Source organism: Secundilactobacillus mixtipabuli (genome assembly GCF_002217925.1).
GTDB classification, from domain to species: Bacteria; Bacillota; Bacilli; order Lactobacillales; family Lactobacillaceae; genus Secundilactobacillus; species Secundilactobacillus mixtipabuli.
On sequence record NZ_BCMF01000010.1, the window covers coordinates 1 to 25,038 of the forward strand.

20 protein-coding genes are annotated in these 25,038 nt (G+C 43.4%); 10 read left to right on the plus strand and 10 right to left on the minus strand.

Features of this window, described 5'->3' with window-relative positions:
* Positions 1–475 precede the first annotated feature (475 nt).
* The gene (locus IWT5_RS09700) at positions 476–997 is read right to left on the minus strand and encodes a hypothetical protein (protein WP_089109760.1); all 522 of its coding nucleotides are present in this window, start codon (positions 995–997) and stop codon (positions 476–478) included.
* Positions 998–1,155: 158 nt separating this feature from the next.
* Between IWT5_RS09700 and IWT5_RS09705 the strand changes: the two genes are divergently transcribed.
* Positions 1,156–2,328 (plus strand): thiolase family protein, encoded by a 1,173-nt coding sequence (locus tag IWT5_RS09705; protein WP_089109761.1) that lies wholly within the window; start codon positions 1,156–1,158, stop codon positions 2,326–2,328.
* Between the two features lie 231 nt (positions 2,329–2,559).
* Here IWT5_RS09705 and sfsA read toward each other — a convergent pair whose 3' ends face one another.
* The gene (gene sfsA / locus IWT5_RS09710) at positions 2,560–3,303 is read right to left on the minus strand and encodes a DNA/RNA nuclease SfsA (protein WP_089109762.1); all 744 of its coding nucleotides are present in this window, start codon (positions 3,301–3,303) and stop codon (positions 2,560–2,562) included.
* A 94-nt stretch (positions 3,304–3,397) separates the two neighbouring features.
* Between sfsA and IWT5_RS09715 the strand changes: the two genes are divergently transcribed.
* Together IWT5_RS09715 and IWT5_RS09720 are read left to right on the plus strand one after the other, a co-directional pair.
* Positions 3,398–3,922, plus strand: coding sequence for a GNAT family N-acetyltransferase (locus IWT5_RS09715; RefSeq protein ID WP_089109763.1), 525 nt, complete (start codon positions 3,398–3,400; stop codon positions 3,920–3,922).
* An 18-nt stretch (positions 3,923–3,940) separates the two neighbouring features.
* A complete protein-coding gene (locus tag IWT5_RS09720; protein WP_089109764.1) occupies positions 3,941–4,129 on the plus strand; it encodes a hypothetical protein in 189 nt (62 codons plus the stop codon).
* A 127-nt stretch (positions 4,130–4,256) separates the two neighbouring features.
* Here IWT5_RS09720 and IWT5_RS09725 read toward each other — a convergent pair whose 3' ends face one another.
* From IWT5_RS09725 to IWT5_RS09740, 4 genes are all read right to left on the minus strand, one after another.
* Positions 4,257–7,331, minus strand: a complete 3,075-nt coding sequence (locus IWT5_RS09725; protein WP_089109765.1) for a YfhO family protein — start codon at positions 7,329–7,331, stop codon at positions 4,257–4,259.
* A gap of 154 nt (positions 7,332–7,485) precedes the next feature.
* Positions 7,486–11,187, minus strand: a complete 3,702-nt coding sequence (gene addA / locus IWT5_RS09730) for a helicase-exonuclease AddAB subunit AddA (RefSeq protein ID WP_089109766.1) — start codon at positions 11,185–11,187, stop codon at positions 7,486–7,488.
* Positions 11,180–14,737 carry a PD-(D/E)XK nuclease family protein gene (locus IWT5_RS09735; protein WP_089109767.1) on the minus strand — a complete coding sequence of 1,186 codons (3,558 nt, stop codon included), beginning with the start codon at positions 14,735–14,737 and terminating at the stop codon, positions 11,180–11,182. Before IWT5_RS09735 ends, addA begins: the two co-directional genes overlap by 8 nt.
* Positions 14,738–15,019: 282 nt before the next feature.
* Positions 15,020–15,526: a type 1 glutamine amidotransferase domain-containing protein gene (locus IWT5_RS09740; RefSeq protein ID WP_089109768.1), complete on the minus strand. Its 507-nt coding sequence runs from the start codon at positions 15,524–15,526 to the stop codon at positions 15,020–15,022.
* 188 nt (positions 15,527–15,714) lie between these two features.
* On the opposite strand from IWT5_RS09740, the gene IWT5_RS09745 reads away from it, so the two are divergent.
* Complete coding sequence (locus IWT5_RS09745; protein ID WP_089109769.1) at positions 15,715–16,101, plus strand: winged helix-turn-helix transcriptional regulator; 387 nt, start codon at positions 15,715–15,717, stop codon at positions 16,099–16,101.
* A gap of 267 nt (positions 16,102–16,368) precedes the next feature.
* Here the strand turns inward: IWT5_RS09745 and IWT5_RS09750 are convergent, their stop codons facing one another.
* The 3 genes from IWT5_RS09750 to proB all read right to left on the minus strand — a co-directional run bounded on the left by IWT5_RS09750 (position 16,369) and on the right by proB (position 18,890).
* Positions 16,369–16,719, minus strand: coding sequence for a hypothetical protein (locus IWT5_RS09750; RefSeq protein ID WP_089109770.1), 351 nt, complete (start codon positions 16,717–16,719; stop codon positions 16,369–16,371).
* 79 nt (positions 16,720–16,798) lie between these two features.
* Positions 16,799–18,061 carry a glutamate-5-semialdehyde dehydrogenase gene (locus IWT5_RS09755; RefSeq protein WP_439959102.1) on the minus strand — a complete coding sequence of 421 codons (1,263 nt, stop codon included), beginning with the start codon at positions 18,059–18,061 and terminating at the stop codon, positions 16,799–16,801.
* On the minus strand, positions 18,054–18,890 hold the full coding sequence (gene proB, locus IWT5_RS09760) for a glutamate 5-kinase (protein WP_089109771.1): 837 nt from the start codon (positions 18,888–18,890) through the stop codon (positions 18,054–18,056). Before proB ends, IWT5_RS09755 begins: the two co-directional genes overlap by 8 nt.
* Before the next feature lie 576 nt (positions 18,891–19,466).
* Here proB and brnQ point away from each other — a divergent pair.
* The 5 genes from brnQ (at position 19,467) to IWT5_RS09785 (ending at position 22,786) form a co-directional block, all read left to right on the plus strand.
* Positions 19,467–20,837 carry a branched-chain amino acid transport system II carrier protein gene (brnQ, locus tag IWT5_RS09765; RefSeq protein ID WP_089109772.1) on the plus strand — a complete coding sequence of 457 codons (1,371 nt, stop codon included), beginning with the start codon at positions 19,467–19,469 and terminating at the stop codon, positions 20,835–20,837.
* A gap of 460 nt (positions 20,838–21,297) precedes the next feature.
* A complete protein-coding gene (locus tag IWT5_RS09770; protein WP_089109773.1) occupies positions 21,298–21,984 on the plus strand; it encodes a hypothetical protein in 687 nt (228 codons plus the stop codon).
* A gap of 18 nt (positions 21,985–22,002) precedes the next feature.
* On the plus strand, positions 22,003–22,242 hold the full coding sequence (locus IWT5_RS09775) for a hypothetical protein (protein WP_089109774.1): 240 nt from the start codon (positions 22,003–22,005) through the stop codon (positions 22,240–22,242).
* A gap of 73 nt (positions 22,243–22,315) precedes the next feature.
* Positions 22,316–22,528 carry a hypothetical protein gene (locus IWT5_RS09780; protein WP_089109775.1) on the plus strand — a complete coding sequence of 71 codons (213 nt, stop codon included), beginning with the start codon at positions 22,316–22,318 and terminating at the stop codon, positions 22,526–22,528.
* A gap of 18 nt (positions 22,529–22,546) precedes the next feature.
* Positions 22,547–22,786: a hypothetical protein gene (locus tag IWT5_RS09785; RefSeq protein WP_089109776.1), complete on the plus strand. Its 240-nt coding sequence runs from the start codon at positions 22,547–22,549 to the stop codon at positions 22,784–22,786.
* Between the two features lie 947 nt (positions 22,787–23,733).
* Here IWT5_RS09785 and IWT5_RS09790 read toward each other — a convergent pair.
* Entirely contained in the window at positions 23,734–24,258 is a 525-nt protein-coding gene (locus IWT5_RS09790; RefSeq protein WP_089109777.1) for a helix-turn-helix domain-containing protein, read from the minus strand.
* Positions 24,259–24,765: 507 nt separating this feature from the next.
* On the opposite strand from IWT5_RS09790, the gene IWT5_RS09800 reads away from it, so the two are divergent.
* Positions 24,766–25,005, plus strand: a complete 240-nt coding sequence (locus IWT5_RS09800; RefSeq protein WP_089109779.1) for a hypothetical protein — start codon at positions 24,766–24,768, stop codon at positions 25,003–25,005.
* Positions 25,006–25,038 lie beyond the last annotated feature (33 nt).

Consider the following 25,038-nt stretch of genomic DNA (forward strand, 5'->3'; position numbering starts at 1 on the left):
TTTGTGACTCATTAATATTACTAGCGAAATTGACTTCGCAAATTACATTTGATATCAGCCGAAACTGATATACCCTGCACATTTGTGAAACAAAACTTTGTTCAGTTTTCAAAGATCTACTGAGCTGATCGCTTATGAATCAGCCTTTATATCATATCTCATTGTTTGTGATGTGTCAACCAAAATTTAAAATTTTATAATTTTGAAATTTCGATGTCTGTCGCAAGCAACTTAATTAATATACCGCTTTGCTACAAGAATGTCAAACATAATTTATAATTTTTTATAATTACGTTTTTCGTTTCCCTCGCGAAGCAACTTAACTAATATATCATCCGTACAAACATGTGTCAACGCAAATATGCACTTTTAATGATACTCACATTTGATGATCAAGCGTTTCGCCCAGATTATCCGTTCAACTCACCGTAGAATCTGGTTTTCTAGCTATCTGATACCATCATCCATCCCACACCTATTTCTCATCGCCACTATCATCCGTAAAGAATGCTTGGCTCTGTTTAGGATGATTTCGCAAGTATTGCTTAGTGAAGGCCGCGACTTCGGCTTGACTTTGACCGTCAACATGAGCGGCTCTCATCGCTTCAGACAGCTGCGAATAAAACTGATCCGCCTTTTCATCATATAAATGTGTTAACTGATCATGATTAGCTGTGACCCAACTTGCTAACGTTGCTTGATGTTCTGGTCCAACCACGTCTAAAAGAACCATCATCGCCGTTGGAATTAGCTCAAATAACCGTGGCTGCTTTTCTCGTTCATCCAACAACCTCACAAAACGATTGAAAAATAGATCCGCTAGCATCTCAGTTGTCCAATCCGCTGGCTGTGCGCCGTACCCTTCTACTGCAACCTGTAAAACCAGCGAATCGATTAACACCACCTGCTGCTGATCAGTTTCAGTCATGTTTTTAACGAGCGGTACCTGTTCAATCTGGTCGAGCCAGTTATTCAATTGTTCATCGAACTGTGTCATCGTCATCACCCTTCCCATTAGTTTCATCATTATATGAAAGATTCTACTATAATACAAACCTTTAAAAATCTGGTAAAGCCAAACCAAACCTAGAGACATTTTACTGGATATCATGTATCCTTATCAAATGTATATTGAAATTGAAGAGGAAGTTAATCATGAAAGAAGTTGTTATTCTAAGTGCTGTCAGAACACCAATTGGTAAAATGGGCCGCCAATTAGCAGATTACTCAGCCGTTCAACTTGGTACGATTGCTGCCAAGGCTGCCATCCATCAAGCCAGAATTGAACCTAAAAACATCGATCAAGCAATCGTTGGTAACGTTTTGCAAGCGGGTTCCGGTCAAAACGTTGCTCGGCAAATCAGTCTTAACAGCGGGTTACCAGTTACCAGCACCGCAATGACTATCAATCAAGTATGCGGATCCGGTATCAAGGCCATTCGGCTTGCCCAATCGGCTATCTTGCTCGGCGATGCCGATACCATCCTAGTTGGCGGTACTGAAAGTATGTCAAACGTCCCTTACCTACTGCCTGACATGCGTCGCGGCACAAAGTACGGCGAGAGAAAGGTACTGGACGGTATTGAGCACGATGCTTTACGAGATGTTTTTACGCAAGAATTAATGGGAACGACAGCCGAAAACGTTGCCGCTAAATACCACGTTTCACGTGCTGAACAAGACGCTTTTTCCCTGCGTTCTCATCAGCGGGCAGTTGCGGCCACCCAGGCCGGCCACTTTAAAAATGAACTTGTTTCGGTCACTGCATCCGGCAAATCAACTGTTCAAATCACTCAGGATGAAGCCATTCGGCCTGATACTTCGCTCGAAGCACTCAGTCATTTAAAGCCTGCCTTCAAAACTGATGGTACTGTCACCGCTGGAAATTCCGCTGGCTTAAACGACGGCGCCAGTATGCTCGTTCTAATGTCTAAAGAGGCTGCTGATGCTGCTGGCTTGAAGTATCTCGCTGTTCTTGATGGTTACCAAGAAGTCGGCATCGATCCAAGTATTATGGGTTATGCCCCCTACTACGCCGTCTCTCGCCTGTTAGAAAAACAGGGCAAGACCATCACCGATTTCGACCGCTATGAACTAAATGAAGCCTTTGCAGCTCAGTCAGTCGCAGTTGCTCGAGACCTTAAAATCCCAGATGATCGTCTGAATGTTAACGGTGGCGCCATTGCCTTAGGTCATCCAGTTGGCGCGTCAGGTGCCCGCATCGTGACAACGCTAGTTCATGACTTACAGCGAGAACAGTTGCAATCAGGCATGGCCGCCATCTGCATTGGCGGTGGCATGGGCATCGCCCTTTCTGTGCACCGCTAATTGATATCCCAAAAATTTACCGGAACTGTGCCATAAGTCTATGTCGACAAGGATTTAATCTGATTTCTCGACTCACACAGCCTCAAATTTACTTTAGTTCCATTACTTGAATATAGCCTTAACCTGTTCCACAACTCAGATTCCGGCCATATAACCGCAAAAACGCCATCCCGATAAAACCCATCGGAATGACGTTTTTTGCAGTTATATTCTGGAATCTACCGAGTTGTGTCACAGCCTCGGTTTTTGATTTAATGAAGTTTCTTCAAAATGACCATGCAGATCAAACGGAATGGGTTGCCGCAATGTCACCACTTCTGGCGTGACCTGACAATCTATCGCTACCACGTGAACACCCGCTCTTTGGGCAGATTCAATAGCAGCAGTTAATTTTGGTGCACGTTCGCGATAAATGGTCATACTATGCGCATAATCAAGTTGAACAACAAATAATAAATAGGCTTTTGCCCCTTCTTGAACAGCACGCGTCAATTCGTGAACATGTTTAACGGCACGGACGGTAGGCGCGTCAGGAAAAGCTGCAACTCCTTCGTTCTCCAAAGTCACGCCCTTCACCTCAATCCAAACATCCTGTCCTAGCGTCGTTTGACCCCAAAAATCCAATCGCGAATCATGATAGACCGTTTCAGGTTTAAAGTCACTTAGTTCTGGTAGATCTGGCAGGTGTAGTTGATGCGTTAGCTGAGCTTCTTTAACCAGCTGGTTGGGTAGTTGACTATCAATATTCACCCAATGCTGATCAAGCTTTTTCACAGCAACTAAATCATAATCCGTTTTACGCGTTGGTTTCGGCTGGTAGTTTAAAGCCACCTTTGTGCCGGGAACCAGTAATTCTTTGCTCCGTCCAGTATTTTTGACATGCGCCGTTACAACCTCACCAGCCAGTTTGCAATGTGCGATGAACCGGTTCGGCCGCTCAATAAACGTTGCTAATTGAATACTCTCATACCGCATCCAACCACCTCCCTCATTTTATACTGCACTAGACCTTTTTAAAAAGCAATTAAAGGGGTAAAATTTAGGCTAAACATTTGTGAGGAGGAAACTCATGTCACTGACATATTTAAGACGGGCTACCCAGGCAGACCTACCCGCAATCGCAGCCATTATTAATGACGCTAAGGTCTACTTAAAGGAACAAAAGATTAACCAGTGGCAAGATGGCTATCCTGATACGGCCATTTTGAAACAGGATATTGAAGATGGGATCACATTCGTCTTAATCCACAATAATACGGTTGCTGGAACCGCCGCTTTGCACCAGGGAATCGATATCAATTACCTTAAGATCGAGAACGGTCAATGGGAAGATGGCACTGATGATCACTATGCGGCGATTCACCGTATTGCCGTTTCTCGTGACTTTCGCGGTCAGCATCTATCAGAACCGCTAATGAACAGTCTCATTACCATTTCTGGCTTGCTGGGCTTCAAAGATATTCGAATCGATACCCACCCAGATAATAAGGGCATGCAGCATGTCATTAACAGCTGCGGCTTCAACTACCGTGGCATTGTGCATATGCACAGCGATAATACCATTCGTTATGCCTATCAGCTAGTAATTGACTAAACAGTGAGGTGAAGTCTCATGACTATTGCAGATACCGCCGTACAGGTTAAACTAATGATTTTGTTTGCAGTCGGGTTAATTGCGTTACTGGCTGTCATTTTCCTTAGCATTCGTCACGATCACCGAATCACTTTAAACTCGACGTTACCATTGATCATTGTGGCAGTCTTTATGCTAAGTGTTCTAATCAGTTTGTCGCAGTTATAAACAGCGTCATTTAATGCAAAAATGCCTATCCCGTCAAAAGCGGAATAGGCATTTTTTACGTCAAATTCTGGCATCTACCGTGTTTTTCACAGTTTGTTTATAACATCCGTGAACTGAAAGGATCCCGTTACTCACGAGTTGCTCGTCGACGAAGTAACCAACGCCAAGTCTCCCAAACAGTTCCCAAGACGAATAAGATCACACCTAACGCTGAAAGCAGTCGTCCTGCCGACAGGCCTGGGGTTTGATACGTTAACCGAACCTGATGTTTACCGGCCGGAATCTTCGCGCCGACAAAGCCAGCATTAACTTTTTGTGTCGCTGTCTCATGACCATCGACCGTTAAATGCCAACCCTTGGTGTAAGGAATAGACGTTGCCAGAACACTCGCCTGAGTTCGATCAGTCGTTCCTGATACCCGGTTATTTGTCACCTTTAGCTGTTTGAGACCTTGCTTTTGAATCTGAGTGGCCTTTTGACGATAACGTTGACCAAACGGTACCGCAATGACTCGAACTCGCTTAAAGGACATTTGATTAGCCTTGCTAAAGGCCACGTTAATCGTCTTACGGGCTTTCTTGGCATAGCCTAAATTAATCAAAACGTTTTCCCTTTTTTCATAATCGGACATATTGTCGATCCCTAATTGCAGGATGTTAGCCGCTTTATTACCACTATTAACTTGCAGATAGTAAGAATTGAAGTACTGGTTATTCATAAAGTTGCGCCAGTAGTTCAGCTTAGCGCCATATGAAAATGGCACATCACCCATGATCGACCGACGAGCCGTATAAGTTAACCTGTCAGAAGTTGATGGGAACTTGGTCTTGATTCCATCAAACTCAATGTATAATTCACTGTTCTTATAAGCTGAAGGATTCTTTAATGTAATCTGATAATCAGCATTTTGACCCAGAATGTCACTGGTCATAACCTTCAACCCATTTTTATTCGTCTGACTGTCCTTTTTAACAATATCCTGATTTTGTTTCATCATCTTTTGAACAGCCTTCAATGGCTTCGTTGTTTTTGCCACTGCATTATACGCATCAATTTGCTCTGGGGTGAGGTTCTCTGGCTTGATTTGTGATAACATCGAACGACCAGAATCATGCGTAATTTGGTAGGCAACAGCTTGCTGCACCGTCGTGATCGGTTCATAGTTCATTTTGACAGTGTACGGTACCGTTTTCGTTGTAGTTGCAGCCTTGATTGTCTTAACGCCACTGACCTGATGATCGGTTAAGGCGCCAGTTAGCATGGCTTGTTCCTTATCACTGGCAGAGAGCTTCAGATAATCTTGTTTATTGAGCTGCTGAGTTTGGGTATAGGCCAGCGGCAAGGCATACTTGTTGCGATAAACGGCTGTCCCCACGTGGTTATCCAAAGTGTAAACCGCTTGGTTTTGGAATATCCGTGGCTGCCCGTTTTTCTTTTTCATGATTTTGAACCCATAAGGAACCTTCGACTTACCCACTTCATCTTCACGGGCAAATAAATATTTGACGTTAAGCAGTGACGTGAAAGTGGTTCGATTGTCCACGTTTCGAGTCGGGTTATTCATCGTATTTTCACTGTTAGCCAGCTCTTTGTTGACTTTATCTACCGCACCGTTCTGAACTGAGAAGTAAGAACTGATCGAATGCATATTCAACAGCATTGGAATGTTATTCCCAGCCGTTCTCAACGGATAGTAATCAGACGTTTCTGCGGTCCGATAAAAACTCTTATCGTGTTTGGCTAGATACCGGTTGGCATAATCGTAATAAGTCGATACCCAGTGCGCTGCCACACCGCGACTTAATTCGGCCTTTGCAGCCCCATTATAATTATTGCTGTAAAACCCTAAACCTAAACTGGCAGAGTTCATAATAACCAGCGCAAATAAGGCTAATTTTAATCGGTGACCGTTGACGCTGCCAATAAAGGCATAACTGATCACCAGTAACGTCATAAAGTAAATCCCATACATAACGGCATGATGAGCTTGTAACTTAAAGATAAAACCATTACCAACCCAAACGAGTGCGAGTAACAGCAGCGTACCACTTAAAAACCACTTGAAATCTGCAGGAACCAGTTCATGAAGATGGTCAATAAAGATACCGGCAGTCAGTGCAAACGGCAACTGTGCCAATAAGATCCACCGGTTAGATGGCGTACTCATAACGTTCATAACCGCTGCAAATTGAGGGAAAAGCAATCCCACTGCAATCAAAATCAGCGTGATGTTAAGCATCAAATACTGCTTAAAGTGACGCAGCGACCAAATGATCGCCAGCAATGTCAGCCCACTCGTCCCCATAACGGCCCAGTACATGCTTCGGCCACTAGCATCCAAAATTGCGTTTGGTAATTTCATGTAATAGATTGCCGGATAGAGTTTTAATCCATTCGCAAAAATGCTAGCTCCTGAACGTGACGAGTTCAGCATCGAAAGCACGTTTGGCACTAATATCATACCAGCAATCAACAGCGCCATAACGACCGTCAGTATAAAGTAACCAAACGATTTTGGTAACGTTCTGACGAGTTCATCCTTCCGCTTAAGGTCAATGTAGCGAATGACTGCAAACACCAATGACCCGATTGCCAGTAAGTAGGCAAAATAAACGTTACTGATCAATACAATGGCGGTGATTGCCACTAACCACAAGAACGATTGACCGTGATAGATTTTATCAATGGCGACGCACAGCAGCGGGAAGAAAATCAATGGTAACAAGAAGAATGGATGATGGTAGGCAACGTAGAAAGAGAAACTGCAAAACGTATAGATCAGCGTTGCAATTAGGCTACCGCTGCGTTTTAACTTCATTTGTTTAGTAAAAGCAATAAAGGCGAGTCCCACTGCGTACAACCGCAGAATGGTCAACACCTGATAACCCAGTTGAATCTTACCAGCCGGGAAAAGCGCAATCAGATAACTAAAAGGGTCACCCACGACATAGTAGGAAAAGGTGGTCATCTGGTCAGCGCCAAGCCCTAAGTTCCAGGACCAGCTGAATAGTGACTGATGCGTTGTTCCCCGTAAAATCCGGTAGAATTCTTCTAATATTGGGTAATGCTGCGTGATACCGTCCACGTTCCAAATCGTTGTTTGGCCCATGAAGCGTAAGGCACCAAACGAGCACAGCACAATTAGACCAAAGGCAAACGTGTAAATAATCCAAACTGGAATTTTTTCAACTATTTTTCTCAAGACTATTCTCTCCGTTTTTAAAATAAACTCTTCATACTAAGCCATTATGCCATAATTACGATTCGAAAAACAGGCGTGTCTCTGACCATAATGCTTAAGATTTCCTATCGCTGTCCCTTTCAAATTATCATGCTGCTGATTCAATTGGTTACGATCATACCCGCACCAATTGACCAATCGATAGCAAGTAAAGATATCGACTGGTGACCGGCCGGTGACTCATTTTCGCCAAAGCCAGTGCGTATAATTTCAACTGACCTTCATACCGGTGCTTAACTTTTTCAACACCGTCCTCAGTCGGTTGCACGTAGTCCGTCTTATAGTCAAACAAGGTAATGCCGTCTTCTGTCACAAAGTAGCCATCAATAATTCCGTGAATGAGGATCTTCGCCTCTTCGTCTTGAACTGACGCAAAGGCATCCTTAGCGGGCAGCAATAAGGAAAACGGCGTCTCGCGTTTCAAACTATCTTGATGCTGCAAGATAGTCTGACCAAATCCACTGGCAAAGAAGTTCACGATTTGTTCTTGTTTGATTCGGTCCGCAACGGGCTGCTGCATTACTTTTTGATCGACTAACCTATCAATGACAGTTTGAACGGCCTTAAGATCTACTGGCTGTTTCAAGTCTAATTCCTGAAGGATTAAATGCGTTGCCGTCCCAACTTCAGCTGAAGTCGGCTCATTGATCGTCTGCATAAAAGCAGGCTGTTCGAGGTCGTGTGTCACAAACCGATTACCACCCTGTGCTGTCTGCCATTCTGGCTGATAATCACCCAGTTGTTTTAAGTCAGGATCTTCAAATAAACGTTTAATTTCGGATACGGATTGATAAGCAGTCGTCTGAGTTTCAGCTTGGTAGTGATAATTAAACGACATCAGCTGATTAATTTCATCGACGTTGACATCGGCATAATCAGCAGTTGCTGACTGCTCTTTCAAATCCTGCAACCATTTTTCACCACTTTCAGCCTTCAGTCGCGGCCCCATGCTAGCCAAATCATCCGCGGAATAAAAGGTGACATCAAACTGCGTTTCGTCAGTTTTTAAAGCTGGCAAAACCTTTTTTTCAGGGTTTAGTTTAAAGCCCGGATGGCGCATGAGTGCTAACCCGATCCAGTCCAAAAAAGTATGGGTTTTTTCTCTTAAATTCGGGTTCAAAACCAGTGAATCATCGTGATTAGCCGCACTCCAGCTCTTGATCAAGCTATCTTGACCCTTGCATTCCCCAACAATGTAGAGTCGCTGTTCTGCTCGAGTCAGCGCCACGTATAATTTCCGCATCTCTTCAGCTAAAGCTTCCTTTCGGGTAGCGGACTGGATCACAAGTTTCGGTAGCGTTGGTGCTGCCACCCGTTTTTCCGGATCAAAATAATCGATCCCAATTCCCAGTTGGTTATTAAGAATGGCCCGGTCAGTCAGATCCTGAAGGTTGAACTTCTTCGATGCATTCAGCAAAAAGACCACCGGATACTCCAACCCTTTGCTCCCATGAATCGTCATCACCTGAACGGCATCTTCTGTCGCTCTGGTTTTAGCCTCTGCCAAATCATGGTCGTTGCGTTGCATCCGTTCAATGAAACGTACAAATTGGAACAGACCCTTAAAACCGTTTTGTTCATAGTCGGCTGCCCGCTCATATAGGGCGTGCAGGTTCGCTTGCCGCTGCTGACCAGCTGGCATCCCAGCCACATAGTCTAAGAAACCGGTAGTTTGATAAATCTGCCAAATTAACGTGGCCAACTGCTTTTGGCGCGCCGTTGTTTGAAATTGATTTAACTGCTCCAAAAACAGTTGGATCTTAGGAAAGAGACCATCAGCGTACTGATTTCCGGCATATTCAGTATGGTAGGCATGATAAAAGTGAAGCAGTGCCGAATAGTAATCATCCGTCTTGTCGTTAACCCTTAAATAAGCGAGTTCATTTTCATTCAAACCGACAATGGGTGACCTTAAGACTGCAGCTAACGAAATATCCTGATAAGGATTGTCAATAATTTGCAGCATGGCCATCATGATCTGAACTTCTGTCGTTTTAAAGTAACTCTGGGCATCGTTGATCTGAACAGGTATATCCGCACGACCAAACTGATCTTGAATCGTCAGATTATTCTTTTTCGTTGACGCGATAATGGCGATATCGGCATATTTCAGTAACCGTTTCTCGCCCTTTTTTCGGTCCCATATCTCAGTTCCAGTCGCCAGTAATTCGCGAATCTTTTGCGCGATCAAAGTGACTTGGCCTTCGTCGCCATCTGGAATATCATCCGCACCCACTTCACTAGGTGCATCAGTATCATAAATCATCAAGGAGGCAACGTTGGGTAAAGTTTCTGGATAGCTGGCACCATATTTCAGCTTGGCTGAGCCAGCGTACTTGATCTGCCCCAGCTGTTCATCCATGATTTGCGTAAAAATGAGGTTGGTAAATTCATCAACGTTTTTCATTGACCGGAAGTTTTCCGCCAACGTAATTTCTTTACCGGCTTGAGGATCCTGACGGTAACGGTTGAACTTATCAATAAATAATTTCGGTTCAGCAAGTCGGAAACGGTAAATCGACTGCTTAATATCACCCACCATAAAGAGATTGCCAGGCTGATCATGGGCCAGAGTGGTCATGATAGCTTCCTGCAATTCGTTGGTATCCTGATATTCATCAATCATGATTTCGTGATAATCCTTAGACAATTGTTCACGGACAGCAACTGCTTCAGGTGATGGGGCCCGCAATATCTGTAAGGCAAAGTGTTCGATGTCGCTAAACTCCCACACGTGACGACGGCGTTTTTCTGCGTCATAAGCTGTCGCAAACTTCTGCACGACTTCAGCCAATTCTTCAACGATCCCCCGGCTCTTGTTCATTGCCTCTGCCGTCTCTGCTTCTGGCAGCGGCATTAACTTAGCAGCCGTTTCAAGGGCGTCCTTGGCGTTATCCCGGTGAGTAACAAACGTCTCCTTGATGTCTTGATAATCAGCATATTCGGCTGATTTTTTACCGATTGATGGCAGCCGCCCCCACGGAAATTCGTTGAGCCCTAACCGTAACCCATTCCACGAAAGTTCAGCCATGTTGAACTCTGATAATGGCGACAGCAAACTATCCATGTAGCTGACTGCCTTATCAATCGCCGCATTTTCTGCCAATTCTCGGCCCTGCTGCAGCTCTCGCTTGGCGGTGTCCAATTGCTGCCGGATAAGCGGCAAGAGTTGTTCTTGAACGATTGGGCTTGCCATGAGCGGGCCGTCGACTTGATACGGTTTGGCTAACGTCTTCAGCCAAGCACTTGGATCTGGTTTGGCACCCATAAATTGGAAGACCTGCATCACTTTATCCGTTAGGCCATCATCGCTGCGGTCATTGGAAAAGTTCGTCACTAGACGCTTAAAAGTACCGTCTTCATCATCTTGATATAATTGCTCGCGGACATCGTTCCAGACTTCATCCTGCAACAATGCGCTTTCAGATTGATCACCCAAGATGCGAAAAACAGGATCCAAGTTAATGAGATAGTAGTAACGTTCAACGATTCGCTGACAGAAAGCATCCAGCGTGCTGATATCGGCAACGGGTAAAACAGCTAATTGACGGGATAAATAGCGTTGCTCTGACGCGTTAGCCTGACTGATCTGCTTTCTAAGTGCAGTCTCGATTCGTTCCTTCATTTCCGCTGCAGCTGCTCGCGTAAAGGTCACGATCAGGAGATTTTCCAAACTTTCGTGGTCTAAGATCATGTTGATTACTCGGTCCACTAACACCCGGGTTTTTCCTGAACCAGCGGAGGCTGAAACCAGCAAATTAGTTTGATGCGTTGCTAAGACCAGTTTCTGACTGTCTGTATATTCAATTTTAGCCACGATGGTTAACCTCCTCTTCGATCCGTTTCATAATCTCATCGGCTTTCGATGGCGCTGACTGCAGTCGATAACTGTTTTCCGGCAGCATAGGATCAAACTGCATGATTGACGTATACGGTGAATTAGTCATCGCCGTTGGGCCACTCAGCGGCTTATAGGGATTGATAGCCAGTTGACCGCTGAAAATATTATTGCCGGCTTCGGTAATTTTCATCTCTGTATATTTCAATAGATGATTTAATTGCGTCATCGTAATAATCGAATTAGATTTAGCAACTGAACCATCCTTTTTAAACTTAAACGGAAAGACTTTGGCCGCTTCACTGACGGCTAATTGCGGTTCAAGCCCGTGAAGCAAGTCATCATCTGCCACTAAAACCCCTTCGTAGCGCTCTTTTGCCAATAAAGCACTTGAAATATCTGTCTTGATATCACTCGGTTTTAAGCGCGGATTTTGTAAGTGCAGGTAAAGTGCGCCTGCCAGTTGCGCTTCTGGATCATCAGCGATCAAAGCCATATTCTGCTGAACGACATCGAGATACGTCATCATCTGCATGGCGATGCCTTCATAAATATCGTTGAATTTCACTGTCCGTTCGCTGGATTTATAATCCACAATACCAATGTATTCGCTATTTGGTAATTTCAGCGTATCAATTCGGTCGATTTTTCCGCGGACCCGAATTTGCTTTTTCTCCGGTAAATCAAAAACCAAGGGTGGCAAGCCATCTTCGGCGCCAATATGGCCAAACAGAACTTCAGTTTTGCGAGCGCGCATCGGTGTGTACTGGCTTTGTTTATGGAACGTGGCTGCCATTTGACGAACCACGCCAATCAGCTGTCCTTTAATAAAAGCCATCCGCTGACTGCTATTCAAAATGGCATACTGTAAGTTTTTCGGGTCGTTTAAGATTCGGCCGGTAATGTCATCAATCAGTTCGTTAAGTTGCTGGTCATCTAAATCAGCCAGATCAATTTTTTCGGCATTGACCCGTTTCATTAATTGATCCATAGCCGCGTGGAAAAATTCGCCGGTATTTGCCGGTGATAATTCAAATTCATCTCGTTCGCGCAGTTTCAAACCGTACTTCAAGAAGTAAGCATACTGATTACGATAAAACTCTTCCAGCTTAGAAATCGAACTATTGATCGTACTGCCGTATAAGCCGGTGACGATCTCAGCGTCCAATTGAGCCGGAACGTTGCGGTAAGAAATACTGCCGAGTAATTTCTCCGTTAAGCCCTTATTTTCTCCTTGACTGAGTATACGATAAACGTACTGCCATGACGGACTTAGTTGGACGTTACGGTCACGGCTGTCGTTACTAGCTTGAATCAGATGCCGCAACGTAGCGCGTTTAGCTCCCAAATACGGTCTCAGATCCGACTGTTCTGCTTGAGGCGTCGCCGTGTGACTAATTGTTGGTAAATCAAAATGTGTCTGAATCCGTTCCAAATAAGGACTGATTTGATTTTGAGCGTCATCGCCCGCATTGATGGGATAGGTAAAAATCAGTCGTTCGCTAGGCGTCATGAAGGCCAGGTAGTTAATGTACGGTTCCCCTTGCAACGTCATGATGCCATCATCATTTAAGTACTCACCTTCCGGCAACGTCAATTTTTGACGGTCTTGGTCATTTAGTAAATGTGTGGGTAAGGTGGTGTCAGGCATCGTTTTATCCGTGGATCCAATCATAAACGTGATCCGCCGATTATTCATTTGGATAATGCCGCTTTCAGAAATCATGACCTGATCTAATGTTGAAGGGATTTGAGAATAATTAGCTCCTTCGAAACCAGCTTGTAACAACGCGAGAAAGTCCTGCGATTGAAAGAGCCGGTCCCCTAAAATCGTGACGTATTCGTCCAGTAAGTTGCAAAAGGTCTGCCAAACCTGTTCTGGCTGGCCCGCCTGAACCAAATCGCCGGTATCAATCGCCTGGTCCCGCCAAGCCATCAGTTGATCAACAACCCCGTTTTGAGTCATAAAGTTAACTAATAAAGTGGCGGCTTCCCGGCCATTTTTGACCTTATCCAGCTTCTGATAGAAAGGAACCAGCGTATCCCGGACATATTTTCTAATCCCATTGATTTGGTCTGAGGTCGCTTGGTCCGCATCGGTCACAGTCCCTAAGTCATCACTGTGCAAACGCGCATATGGCCAGTCTTCCTTTTGTAGCCAGCGAGAGCCTTGATAGCCCATCTTTAAAACCCAGTTTTCGGTTTTAAATAACGCATCCCGAAAGCTATCAATGGCCAGATAATGACCATCACCATTTTTTGGAATCAACAGTTCCGTTTTAAGCAACCGCATAATGTCTGCGTACTGAAAATGCTTACGTTTGATCTCAAAAATGGCGTCAATTAACTCGACTAAAGGATGGTCAGCCATTGACTGCTGGACGTCACTAAAGTAGGGAATTTCTTGTGTATTCATAATGGGCGCCAAAATGGTTTCGTATTGATCCAAATGACGCGTTAAAATCAGAAAATCACGGTAACGGTAACCTTTTTCAGCCACCAATTGACGGATCATGGTCGCTACCCGGGCAACCTCAGCGTACCGGTTATCCGCCTGGATAATTTGAATATTATTGGGCTGTGATAACGTCTCCGTTTGCGTTGACGTGACCCCCGTTGCCGTTGACTGCCAGTAAGTCTCCAATTGTTGTAATTCCGGTGTTGTGCGGGCGCCTTTAGCTTTAATATCGTGTAAAACCGGTACCGACAATGCCCGTGCTGTTTGATACAGCCGCATGTATGTTCGAGCTGGCTGATAAAATAAACTCTGTTCGTTGATCGTATCAGCCGTTGGCGTTCCCTGATCAAGGATCAATGCCACTTTTACTTCAGCCGCGTGGCTCATCAACGTTGATAGCAACTTCATTTCCTGTGCGGAGAATTGCGTTTGAGAAAAGCCATCAAAGTAGAAATGGGCATGACTTAAATCGATGTTTTCCAAATAAGCACTCAACTGATTCAGCAAGTCGGTATTAGCGACGTACTTGTTCGTCATGGCCTGCTCAAAACTGTCGTAGATCAAAACTAGATCGTGCAATTTAGCATCAAGATCCGCACTGGTTCCCGTCATTTTCTTAGCAACTTGGTCCAAATCTAGGACGCTGACCTGACCCGTTTTCAGTTCTAATATCTGCCTTGTCAATAAACTGATGAACCCCGGTCGATCTGCCTCACCGGCAAACAGCCGCAGCTCGTCTTGATGATCTAAAATAGCTTGGTAGACCAGCATGTTCATCCCTGCCTGAGAGATTCGTGGTAATTGATACGCAGGTGCGCTTTTCATAAAGAACCAAGCCAAACGTGTCAGCGATAGCACTTGAACACCTGACTGAGCGTAAGCGTCCTTTGACGTCCCAGATAACTCTGCCAGCCGGGTCAGGACCTGCACTTCAGATTCGAACTTGATATGGTTTGGTACTAAGTAATAGAACTGGTCATCAGGGTGTTCCTGCTGCGCCTTTGCAAGCTCCGATAAGAGGCTTTCCTCATGGTCCACACTCGCTTTTCCAATCACAAACTGCAACGTCATTGTCTTCGTTCCTTTCTGTTATTCATGTCACGGCAAACCTGCGAGATCCAGATTATCTTCGGCATTTTTCTGCTATTATCATAGCATATTTGAACGTTTGTTCGAGTCGTTTTCCCGATTTTAAATGAAATCATTTCCCGCCATTAAATTGGCTTTTAGCAGCAATCCCGCAGCCAGCAAAATAAATACGGCGAAGACTTGAATACAGATCACTTTCTGCATCAGTCTTCGCCGTTAAGTTTAGTGGTGGTTTACTACAATGGGGTTATTTTAAATTGGTACCTAGTGCGCTAGGGCGTCGATCAAAACTTGGTTGAATGCCGGAATATCTTTAGGTTCCCGACTGGTAATCAAATTGCCATCTACGACCACTGGCTGGTCCTCAACGCGGGCACCAGCATAGTACAGATCAGGTTGCACGGTCAGATATGAGGTCATCGTTCGGCCGTGAACCAATCCGGTTTGAATCATCAACTGAGGCCCGTGGCAAAGCGCTGAAATCAGCTTATTGGTCATCAAAAAGTGCTTCGTAAATTCAATAAAGCGCTGGTCAGCACGTAACTGGTCTGGCGAAAAACCGCCCGGAATATAGAGCGCGTCGAAATCTTCTGGCTGAACGTTAGCGATCGATTGGTCAATGGTAATGACTGTACCATGTTTACCGGCAACAGTGTTTTTTTCAAAGCCAATCACGGTAACCTCATGCCCGGCCTCACGAATGGCGTTCACCGGATCAACGAACTCAACGTCTTCCACCAAATCGGTAACAACAACTGCAACTTTTTTCATGAGATCTTCCTCCTTTGGTTTGTAATGCCATTATTCCTGCTCAGCAAAAGATTCGCAATAACGCACTTTTTTGTGCCTATGCGCTTAGAAAATTTTGAATCATCTTTCTTGTTCTGCGCGAAAAGCTGGTATATGATTTTATTCTACTGACTCACCTATCATGAGAAATCAGCGTTTTGGAGGTTAACATGACTGATACATTAAGAAAGTACACCCGCGAAAAAATTCAGCAAAAAGACTTTGATTGTGCAAAGGAATATACGCTTTCGATGTTTTCAGGCAAATACAAGATCGTCATTATCTATCACCTGTTTCACGACGGGACAATGCGGTTTAACGCCATTCAACGACTGTTAGATGACGCTACCCATAAAATGCTGGCGCAGCAGCTCAAAGAATTAGCCGCTGACGGACTCGTCACGCGTCGAGAAGAAATGACCAACAATCGGAAAGCCGTGTATTATAGTTTGACACCAACGGGAGCAAGCTTGATGCCAATTATCGAAGCCATGTTCAGCTGGGGAACTAATCGGCTAGACGCCCTGCAGTTGGAAAACAACTTTAAGTTGCAATAATTGTTTCACATGAAACTTTTTATCAGCAAAACTAACAAGAAAGTAGTTGTGCCGTAAGTCTATATCGACAAGGATTTAATTTAATTTCTTGTCGCATACACAATCTAAAATTTACTTTAGCTCACTACTTAGATATAGCCTTACCCTGCTCTACAACTCAGATTCCGGCCATATAACAACAAACGACGCCATCCCGATAAAGCCCATCGAAATGGCGTCGTTTGTTGTTATATTCTGGAATCTACCGAGTTGTGTCACAGCCCTTTGTTAGTTTTGATTCAATTTAATGAAATTTTCTTTTAAAACTGCATTAGTGTAGCGCTCTAAATCAGCCAAAGCTTCTGGGTCATCATTTTGATGTGCGGCTTTGCTTTCCGCAATTGCCCATTTAGCTAAATTATCTGTAATGGGTACGATATCCTGCAAAATTTGCATTTTTGCTTGGTCAGCATGCGCTTCTCGGATTGACTTGAAGCTTTCATAATCGGTGATCAAGCGCAAGTTATCGCCACTACTAAATTCGGTCGACTCAAAAATAACAAAGTGAGATTTTTGGTTCGCCTCATCCATTTGCGATTTAAGCATATCCAGTTGCTCAGGGTTTGTTTTAATCGTCACAGCGCATCACCTCTTACATTCATTTTAACAAATTTTCGACTTGTAAACGAGATGCAATGAGGCTTTTAACTCATTTTAACTATTTACGGACCTGGCCATCGCCATAGATGATGTACTTGGTCGATGTCAACTCGTGTAAGCCCATTGGTCCACGAGCATGCAGCTTCTGTGTACTGATCCCGATTTCGGCGCCAAAGCCGAATTCAAAACCATCCGTAAATCGAGTTGAAGCGTTGATATAAACACACGCCGCGTCGATTTGCTGCAAGAAGCGCTGACCATTTTGGTAATTGTCAGTGATGATTGCTTCGGAATGCTTGGTGTTGTGGGCGTTAATGTGTGCAATCGCTTCATCTTCGGAATCCACGACCTTCACTGCCATAATCAGATCGTTGTATTCTTCATCCCAATCGGCAGCTGTTGCCGGTACCATGCTTGGTACAATGGCACAAGCCCGTTCGTCGCCACGCAGTTGAACACCTTGATCAGCTAATGCGGCGGCAATCACTGGCAAATACTCATCCGCCACAGCACTGTGAATCACTAATTTTTCTGCAGCGTTGCAGACTGATGGGCGCTGAACCTTGGCGTTCACGGTAATATCAACCGCCATCTGCAATTCAGCGTATTGATCCACGTAGATATGACAATTACCGGCGCCCGTTTCAATCACGGGAACCTTCGCCGTTGAAACCACGCGTTGAATCAACCCGCGGCCGCCACGAGGAATCAAAACGTCCAAATACCCTGTCAAGGCCATCATTTCGTTAGCAACCTCATGAGAAGTATCGTGCACCAGTTGAACCGCGTTCTCATCGACACCAAGCTGTTTCAACGCTTTGCGGAGAACATCACTAATGGCAATGTTCGTTTGGATGGCTTCTTTACCGCCACGCAGCATCACCGCATTGCCACTTTTGTAGCTCAATGCTGAGGCGTCTGCCGTCACGTTTGGCCGGGCTTCAAAGATGATTCCGATCACCCCGAGGGGAACACGCTGTTTGCCGATCATTAAGCCGGCTTCGTTCTTCCACATTTTATCCACGCTGCCAATTGGGTCTGGTAATTGAGCAACTTGTCGCATGCCTTCAGCCATATCGTTGATACGATCGGCGGTTAACGTCAAACGGTCAACAAAACTGGCTTTCAAATCTGTTGCGTTAGTCAAATCCTGCTGGTTGGCAGCTAAAATAGCGTCCGTATTGGCCACTAAAGCATCCGCCATCGCAGCCAAACCATCGTTTCGCTGCTGGTTAGACAGTTGTGCTAACTGCGTCTCAGCCTTGCGTGCCAGTTGGCCCATCTCTTCAAGACGGGTAAATTTCATCGTTTCATTAGCCATGTTGAACGGCCCCTTTCCCTTCAGGGGTAAACCAGGTACCAACCGGTTTACCAGCTAAAATATCCAAAATAATCGCTGGGTCTTTGCCACTTGCTAACACCATTTGGCGGTTGTCTTTTAACATGATTTCAGCTGCTGTCAGCTTCGTCACCATACCACCTGTCCCATAACGGCTGCCTCGGCCGCCCGCTACCGCATAAGTATCGTCATTAATTTCATGAATCGTAGGAATCAGCTGGGCATCATCGTGTGTGAGTGGATTTTGATCATAAAAGCCTTCAATATCGGACAGCATGATCAGCAAGTCAGCATCCACGTGGGTGGCAACAATGGCAGAAAGTTGATCATTGTCACCAAACTTGGTCCGATGATCCATTTCATCGACCGCGATGGAGTCATTTTCATTCACAATTGGGACCACGTGTTTAGCCAAAAGCCGGTCAAACGTGTCCATAACATGTTGGTTGCTGGCAGGAAAATCAAATACGTCATGCGTCAGCAATAACTGACCGATAGTCTGATTATAGTGCGCAAACCGCTGATTAAACATCGTGATCAACTTACTCTGCCCAATGGAAGCCAGAGCTTGCTGCTCACTGATCTCCTTGGGTCGCTCCTTCAGCCGAAGTGCGTTTAAACCGACACCGATTGCGCCAGATGAAACTAAAATAACTTCTTTTCCCTGCCCGCAAAGGGTACTGAGCGCGAACGCCAGTTGGTCGATCACCCTCAGATTTAACCCGCCCGTAGGGTAAACCAAGCTACTAGTCCCAACTTTAACGACTAATCGTTTCACATTCATATTTCGGTTGCTGAGCTGAGCTCCCATTCCTATCCCATCTTTCTGATTCAAGTCATTTCTAATCAAAACACCATCTCTATATTACCCATCATTATTGCTTATTTTTCAGTTTTTGACAACTAATAGAAACGGCTTTCCCCCATTTAATTTAATGAAATCTAGATGAGATATGGAATTGATTACATTAAAAAAATCTCATTTTATTCTTGACTTTTAATTTTAAATGACTATTATTATTCACATAAACAAGTTTCACACATATCTAAATAGTTTTATTAAAGACTATGCGTAGAAGAGTAGTCACTGGCAAGATTCACAGGGAGCCTCACTTAGTGCGACGAGGTAATCGACCCAGCGATGAAAGTAATCTACAAGTCGTGACCGCGACGAATGTTCGAAGTGGTCACTGGGAATGCGCCCATTACAGCAATGAAGTATCGTGGACCGACCGCGCATCGGTTCGCCGTACTTTTAAAGTCAATCATCGCGAGGTGGTTGAAAATTAAGGTGGTAACACGTCGATAACACGTCCTTAGCTTTTATAAGCTAGGGGCGTTTTTTATTTCCCCCGTTATTCCGCCAAATTCACAGGAGGTTTTTGATATGAAAACGACACTTTCAAAACGTCAATACACTATTTTAGGGTCACTGCTATTCGGCCTCTTCTTCGGTGCTGGTAACTTGATCTTCCCGATTCATCTAGGTCAACTGGCAGCCGGTAACTGGGTCCCTGCAACAATTGGTTTTCTAATGACCGCAATTCTCTTACCGCTATTATCAATTCTGGCTATTAGCTTAACCCGTAGCAACAGTGCTTATGATCTCGCAAGGCCAGCCGGCAAAGGTTTCGCCCTGTTCTTCCTGATCATGATCCACGCAACCTTGGGGATCTTGGTTGCTTCACCACGGACCGCAACCACCACCTTCGCCATTGGCGTTCAGCCATTCTTGCCAAAGGCCTGGGATCAAATGGGGTTATTGATTTTCTCATTCCTGTTCTTCGGCATTTCACTCTTACTTTCTTGGAATCAATCCAAGATCACCGATTACGTTGGTAAATTACTTAACCCGATCTTGTTAGCCCTTTTGGCCTTTATCTTCTTCATGGCCTTCATTATCAAAGGTGATATCCGTCAAATTTCACTCTTCCCAACTGGTACTGGTGCTGGCAGCAATCTGATCAACGGCTTCTTGCAAGGTTACAACACCATGGATGCTCTGGCCGGATTAGGCTTCGGCGTTACGATCATTACCGCCCTTAAATTCTTTGGCATGAATGATACTGGTGCCCGTTCTAAAGCGGTTGCTAAAGTTGGTGCCATCAGCATGGGCCTTGAAGCCATTATCTACATCTTCTTGATTGCCCTTGGTGCTTCTAGTTTAAGCTACCTTAAGTTAAGTGCTGACGGTGGTTCTGCATTCTCTGGCATCATGGCCCACTATACCGGTATGGCAGGTATTGCCATTCTTGGGGCCGTTACCTTCCTCGCCTGCATCACTTCATGCATTGGCATGATGGCCGCCCTTTCAGAAGACTGGGGTCACCGTTTTCCAAAACTGGGCTACCACTTCTTCCTGACGTTCAGTTCCATCGGTGCCTTCATCATTGCCAATTTCGGCCTCGATCAAATCATTACTTACTCCACGCCGCTACTGAGTTTCATCTACCCACTGGCAATGTCTTTGATCTTCTTAGGTTTGCTGCACCCATTCATGGGCAAGAATCCGTTCATCTACAAAACCACGATCATTTTAACGTTCATTCCAGCTTTCCTAGACGCCATTCACACTTTGCCACCATTCTTTGCCAACATGGGATTATTCAAAGCCATCAACGCTTGGGCTGGTAACTTTATCCCACTTTTCAATCAAGGTTTGGACTTCTTCCCATTCATGCTGATTGGGATCTTAGGAAGCTGGGCAATTACCAAGTTCTTCAACCTTCAGCCCACAGCTAGTCTAGAGAAAAAATAACTGATTTACTTCTATTTAATACCAACACATAACTGTTAAATCCTCCAAACACACATATTGTAAAACTGAAAACGACCTTCTCCCTAGCTATTGCTAAAATCCCCCTGCTCTGATCAGATGAACGATATTAATTCATCTGGTCAGAGCAGGGGGATTTTATTATGCCAAGAAGAAAACGTTCTGCTTTAGTTTCCAATCCGTTTAATGTGTTGGGTGGTTGGTTTAATTATTTGTGGCTGTACTGGGGTGGTTTGATTGGGTGAAATTCCCAGCCACCCTTACGAAAAAAGACACCAGTGTAAAGGAAACTATTGGTTGTGAGCGTGCAACCACTTGTTGCATTTAGTAACGTAAACAACTTGTTTCTCCCCCCCATCAAGGTGATTCTAGTATATTGGTGGTGTTAACAGAAAACCTCTAATGCGCATTAGAACCATTAATTTTGTGGAGGATTTTAAAGATGACCAATTTTAAGAACAATGATAGAGTATCAGTTCCCTCGTGCAGCAAGTTCATTAAGCTGACTGCAATGTCTTCCTTAGCAATGCTGTCGTTCAGTGCCATAAGCACACCATTAGTAAGTAGCGTTACTGTACATGCTGCAACTAATCAAAGTGTAAACTCGACTAAGACAACTACCGGAGTAGAAGACGCTCAACCTCAGTTAGTAAAAGAATCGGATGTACAGGAACTAATTCAAGATAAGCTAGCCACTGCCACACCTGATCAAATGAACGAAATCGCCCAGAAAGTAAGGGGAGCAGTTACCACAACTGTCCAGGGCAACGAAACGATCATGGAAATCAAAGATTCAGCCTTAGAGCATGCTTATTTATCTGTATTAGCGCCAAACGTCTTAGTAGTTGGTAACAGAAAAACTGGCGTTACTAAAATTGTATGGCATGGTGCTATGAAGAAAGGGAACGCTGATTTATACTTATCAAAACGTACCCTCGTGGGCGCTCATGCTGGTGCAGCAGCGGTTGGCTTACTAGCAATTGTTGCATTAACATATGAAGAGAATTATAAAAAAGCAGCTAAAACAATGGGATATGCAATTAAGCAAACCGTGGCCTCGTCCAAAGTTAAAAATGGTAAAATTTTTGAGATGCGTCACTGGACGTCCATCAAGGTTAAAAACCAATAAAATAATAGAGGCACATCAATGAAACCTACAAAGCCTTCAAAAGTATATATAAAGCCTTATGATAAATGGAACCGGCGTCTTGATTCTCTGGGGGGAATTATTTTTGTTCTATTAATTATTACCCTTTTTTATCATCCACTTTGGCTAACAGTCCTAACTTCAATAAGTTTTTTTGTAAGTGTTTTAGCTGATTTAGGTTTATTTGTACTCAATACTCGTAAAAAAAGAAAACTCTCTAAAATGAACCATGACAAATGACCCTAAGAAATATGAAGATCTGTGACAGCAAAAGTTGTCTGGCATGGTGCTGAAAAAAGGGAAACGCTGATTTATGCTTATCAAGGTGTTCCCTCGTTGGCGCTCATGCTGGTGCAGCAGCGTTGGCTTACTAGCAATTGTTGCACTGACATATGGAGAGGATTATAAAGATGCAGTAAGGGCAATGGGATATGCAATTAAGCAAACCGTGAAGGCTTCCAAAGTTAAAAATGGTAAAATTTTTGAGATGCATCACTGGACATCCATCAAAGTTAAAAACCAATAAAATAATAGAGGCACATCAATGAAACCTACAAAGCCTTCAAAAGTATTTATTAAGCCTTATGATAACTGGAACCGGCGCCTTGATTCTCTGGCGGCGATTGGTTTGGTTCTAATATTTATTACCTTTTTTTATCATCCACTTTGGCTGACAGTCCTAACCTCAATAAGTTTTTTTGTAAATATTTTAGCTTATTTAAGTTTACTTGTACTCAATGCTCGCAAAAAAAGGAAACTCTCTAAAACGAACCATGACAAATGACTCTAAGAAGTATGAAGATCTGTGACAACAAAATGTACTAATGCCTGTCAGGTGATCACTGAACCATCATCTGTATTCCGTTTCCAACTCGTCTAACGTGTGTTGCAAAGTTAGAACTGAGTAGTCGTATTTTTCTAGGCAGCCAATTAACGTTCAAATTCGAGCGTTGATTGGCTGCCTAATTTATATCCAAATTATATTAGTTAATTATCCATTCAATGATCTGACGTACTTTTACTCCGGCTTCTAATACTATACTGACAACATACTTGATTTAATATGTCCCTTTTGAGTATCTAGATCAATTCTTTCCCATACAAAAAGGCCATCTATAGTAGACAAGCCTAAATTATTTGCTTGTCTACTATAGATAGCGTATAGCTTTCGAAATAAGGGAGTTTTTTTACTAATTTCTTGGTCTTTTGTTACTTGCCATTATTCCGTCGTTTGAAATAGTTCCAGATTTTTGGATCCAATCCTAATCCCACTATTATTAGTACGCCACCAATTAACCTGGTAGACAACGCATAATTCAACCCAAAACCCAGCATTAATAGTCCTAAACAAAAAATAATATTTGATACAGCCTTTTGCATTTTTTCCACCTACTTTTATTTCCATTTTGTCATTGCTGTAATTACATTTGCTTTATTAGGAATACAAATGATTGTCGTTGCAAACCTGTACTTTAGATGGTAAAAACAACATTTATAATTTCTCCCAAACTTATTTTGGCAAATTTATTTGATTCATTGCTTGATAAGTTCATTACGCGTAATGAATAAGTTAGCTAACAATCTATAAGTTACACTGAGCTTTCAGTTTAAAAAAGAAACGCATTGATTACTTCTTTTGTTGTAAACCATATGTAAACCCCCGTAAATCAGGCGTTCCTTATGTGTGCAAAAAATAAACGTAACCTCAATTTCAGGAGGTTACGTTACCGGCTAGTTTACCCTATAGACATGTGTCTGTGGTTGGAAAAAGTTATCAGATACGATAATCCAGGTACCCCAGAGACTAATCAATATAACCACAGCGCAAACTAAATAGATTGTCTTATAAAGACTGTTATATCGACTGTTTCGCCACATCACGTATACTGGTAGCAGTATCCCGACAGGTGGGACAATTGCCGAAATGAGAGCTAACATAACTAAAATCAAACCTTCATCGCGATTTTGAAATAGGTTTCGATTCACTTTTTTTAACTGTTTTGGCTTCTCATGGATCTCAATATTATTTGCACCAATCTTAGCTTTCATCTCATCATTATCTTTTAAAAGACTATCGACAGACACATCGTACAACTGACTTAAATAAACTAAGTTATCAATATCGGGGTAGCCACGGTCGTTTTCCCACTTTGAAAATGATTGCCTCGAAATGTGCATAATGGTTGCGGCATCATTTTGCGATAATCCAGAACTTTTTCGTGCCTCACGCAAGCGTGTCCCTAAAGTTTCCTGCATAACATACCTCCACGTTGTCTGTTACATTAATTAACCATTTGATAATAACATATAGCAGTATTACTCAAAGGCTTTATAGGTATTCATTTGTTTAACCTGTCGTCCAAGGCTACTTCTAGTTTACATGTCGTTAAGTAAACGCCACGTTTCTATTCAAGGCGCTACTCTAGCGTTATATTAGATTTACGCTCATGCAGATGAGTAGCTTCACCAATTTTAGAAGAATTTCTATGCTATTGCATTCTTCTAAGACGAGAGAACTTTATGTGGTTAAAAGTTGCCAAAACAATATTAGTTGATACGCTGTTGATGATCTTATTTATGATTGCAATAACGCTATTATTCAAGGGACCAATCGATTTATTTACGCTAGGTCAATATAAGATAAAATCGTACGCTGTGACCATATTACAGTTGATCCCAGGGATACTAATATTTTTTACGCTTCTTGAACTCGTATCCACCTAGTGGGGGAAAAGAAAAAAATAAACTAGTGGAGGACTATCAATGAAATCTAGAAAACTTTCAAAAGTATTCATTAAGCCTTACGATAAATGGAACCGGCGTCTTGATTCTCTGGCGACGGTTGGTTTGGTTCTAATATTTATTACCTTTTTTTATCATCCACTTTGGCTGACAGTCCTAACCTCAATCAGCTTTTGGGGAAGTGTTTTAGCTGATTTAGGTTTACTTGTACTCAATGCTCGTAAAAAAAGAAAACTCTCTAAGAAGAACCATGATAGATGACCATAAGGGGTAAGAAGTGCTTAAAACAATATC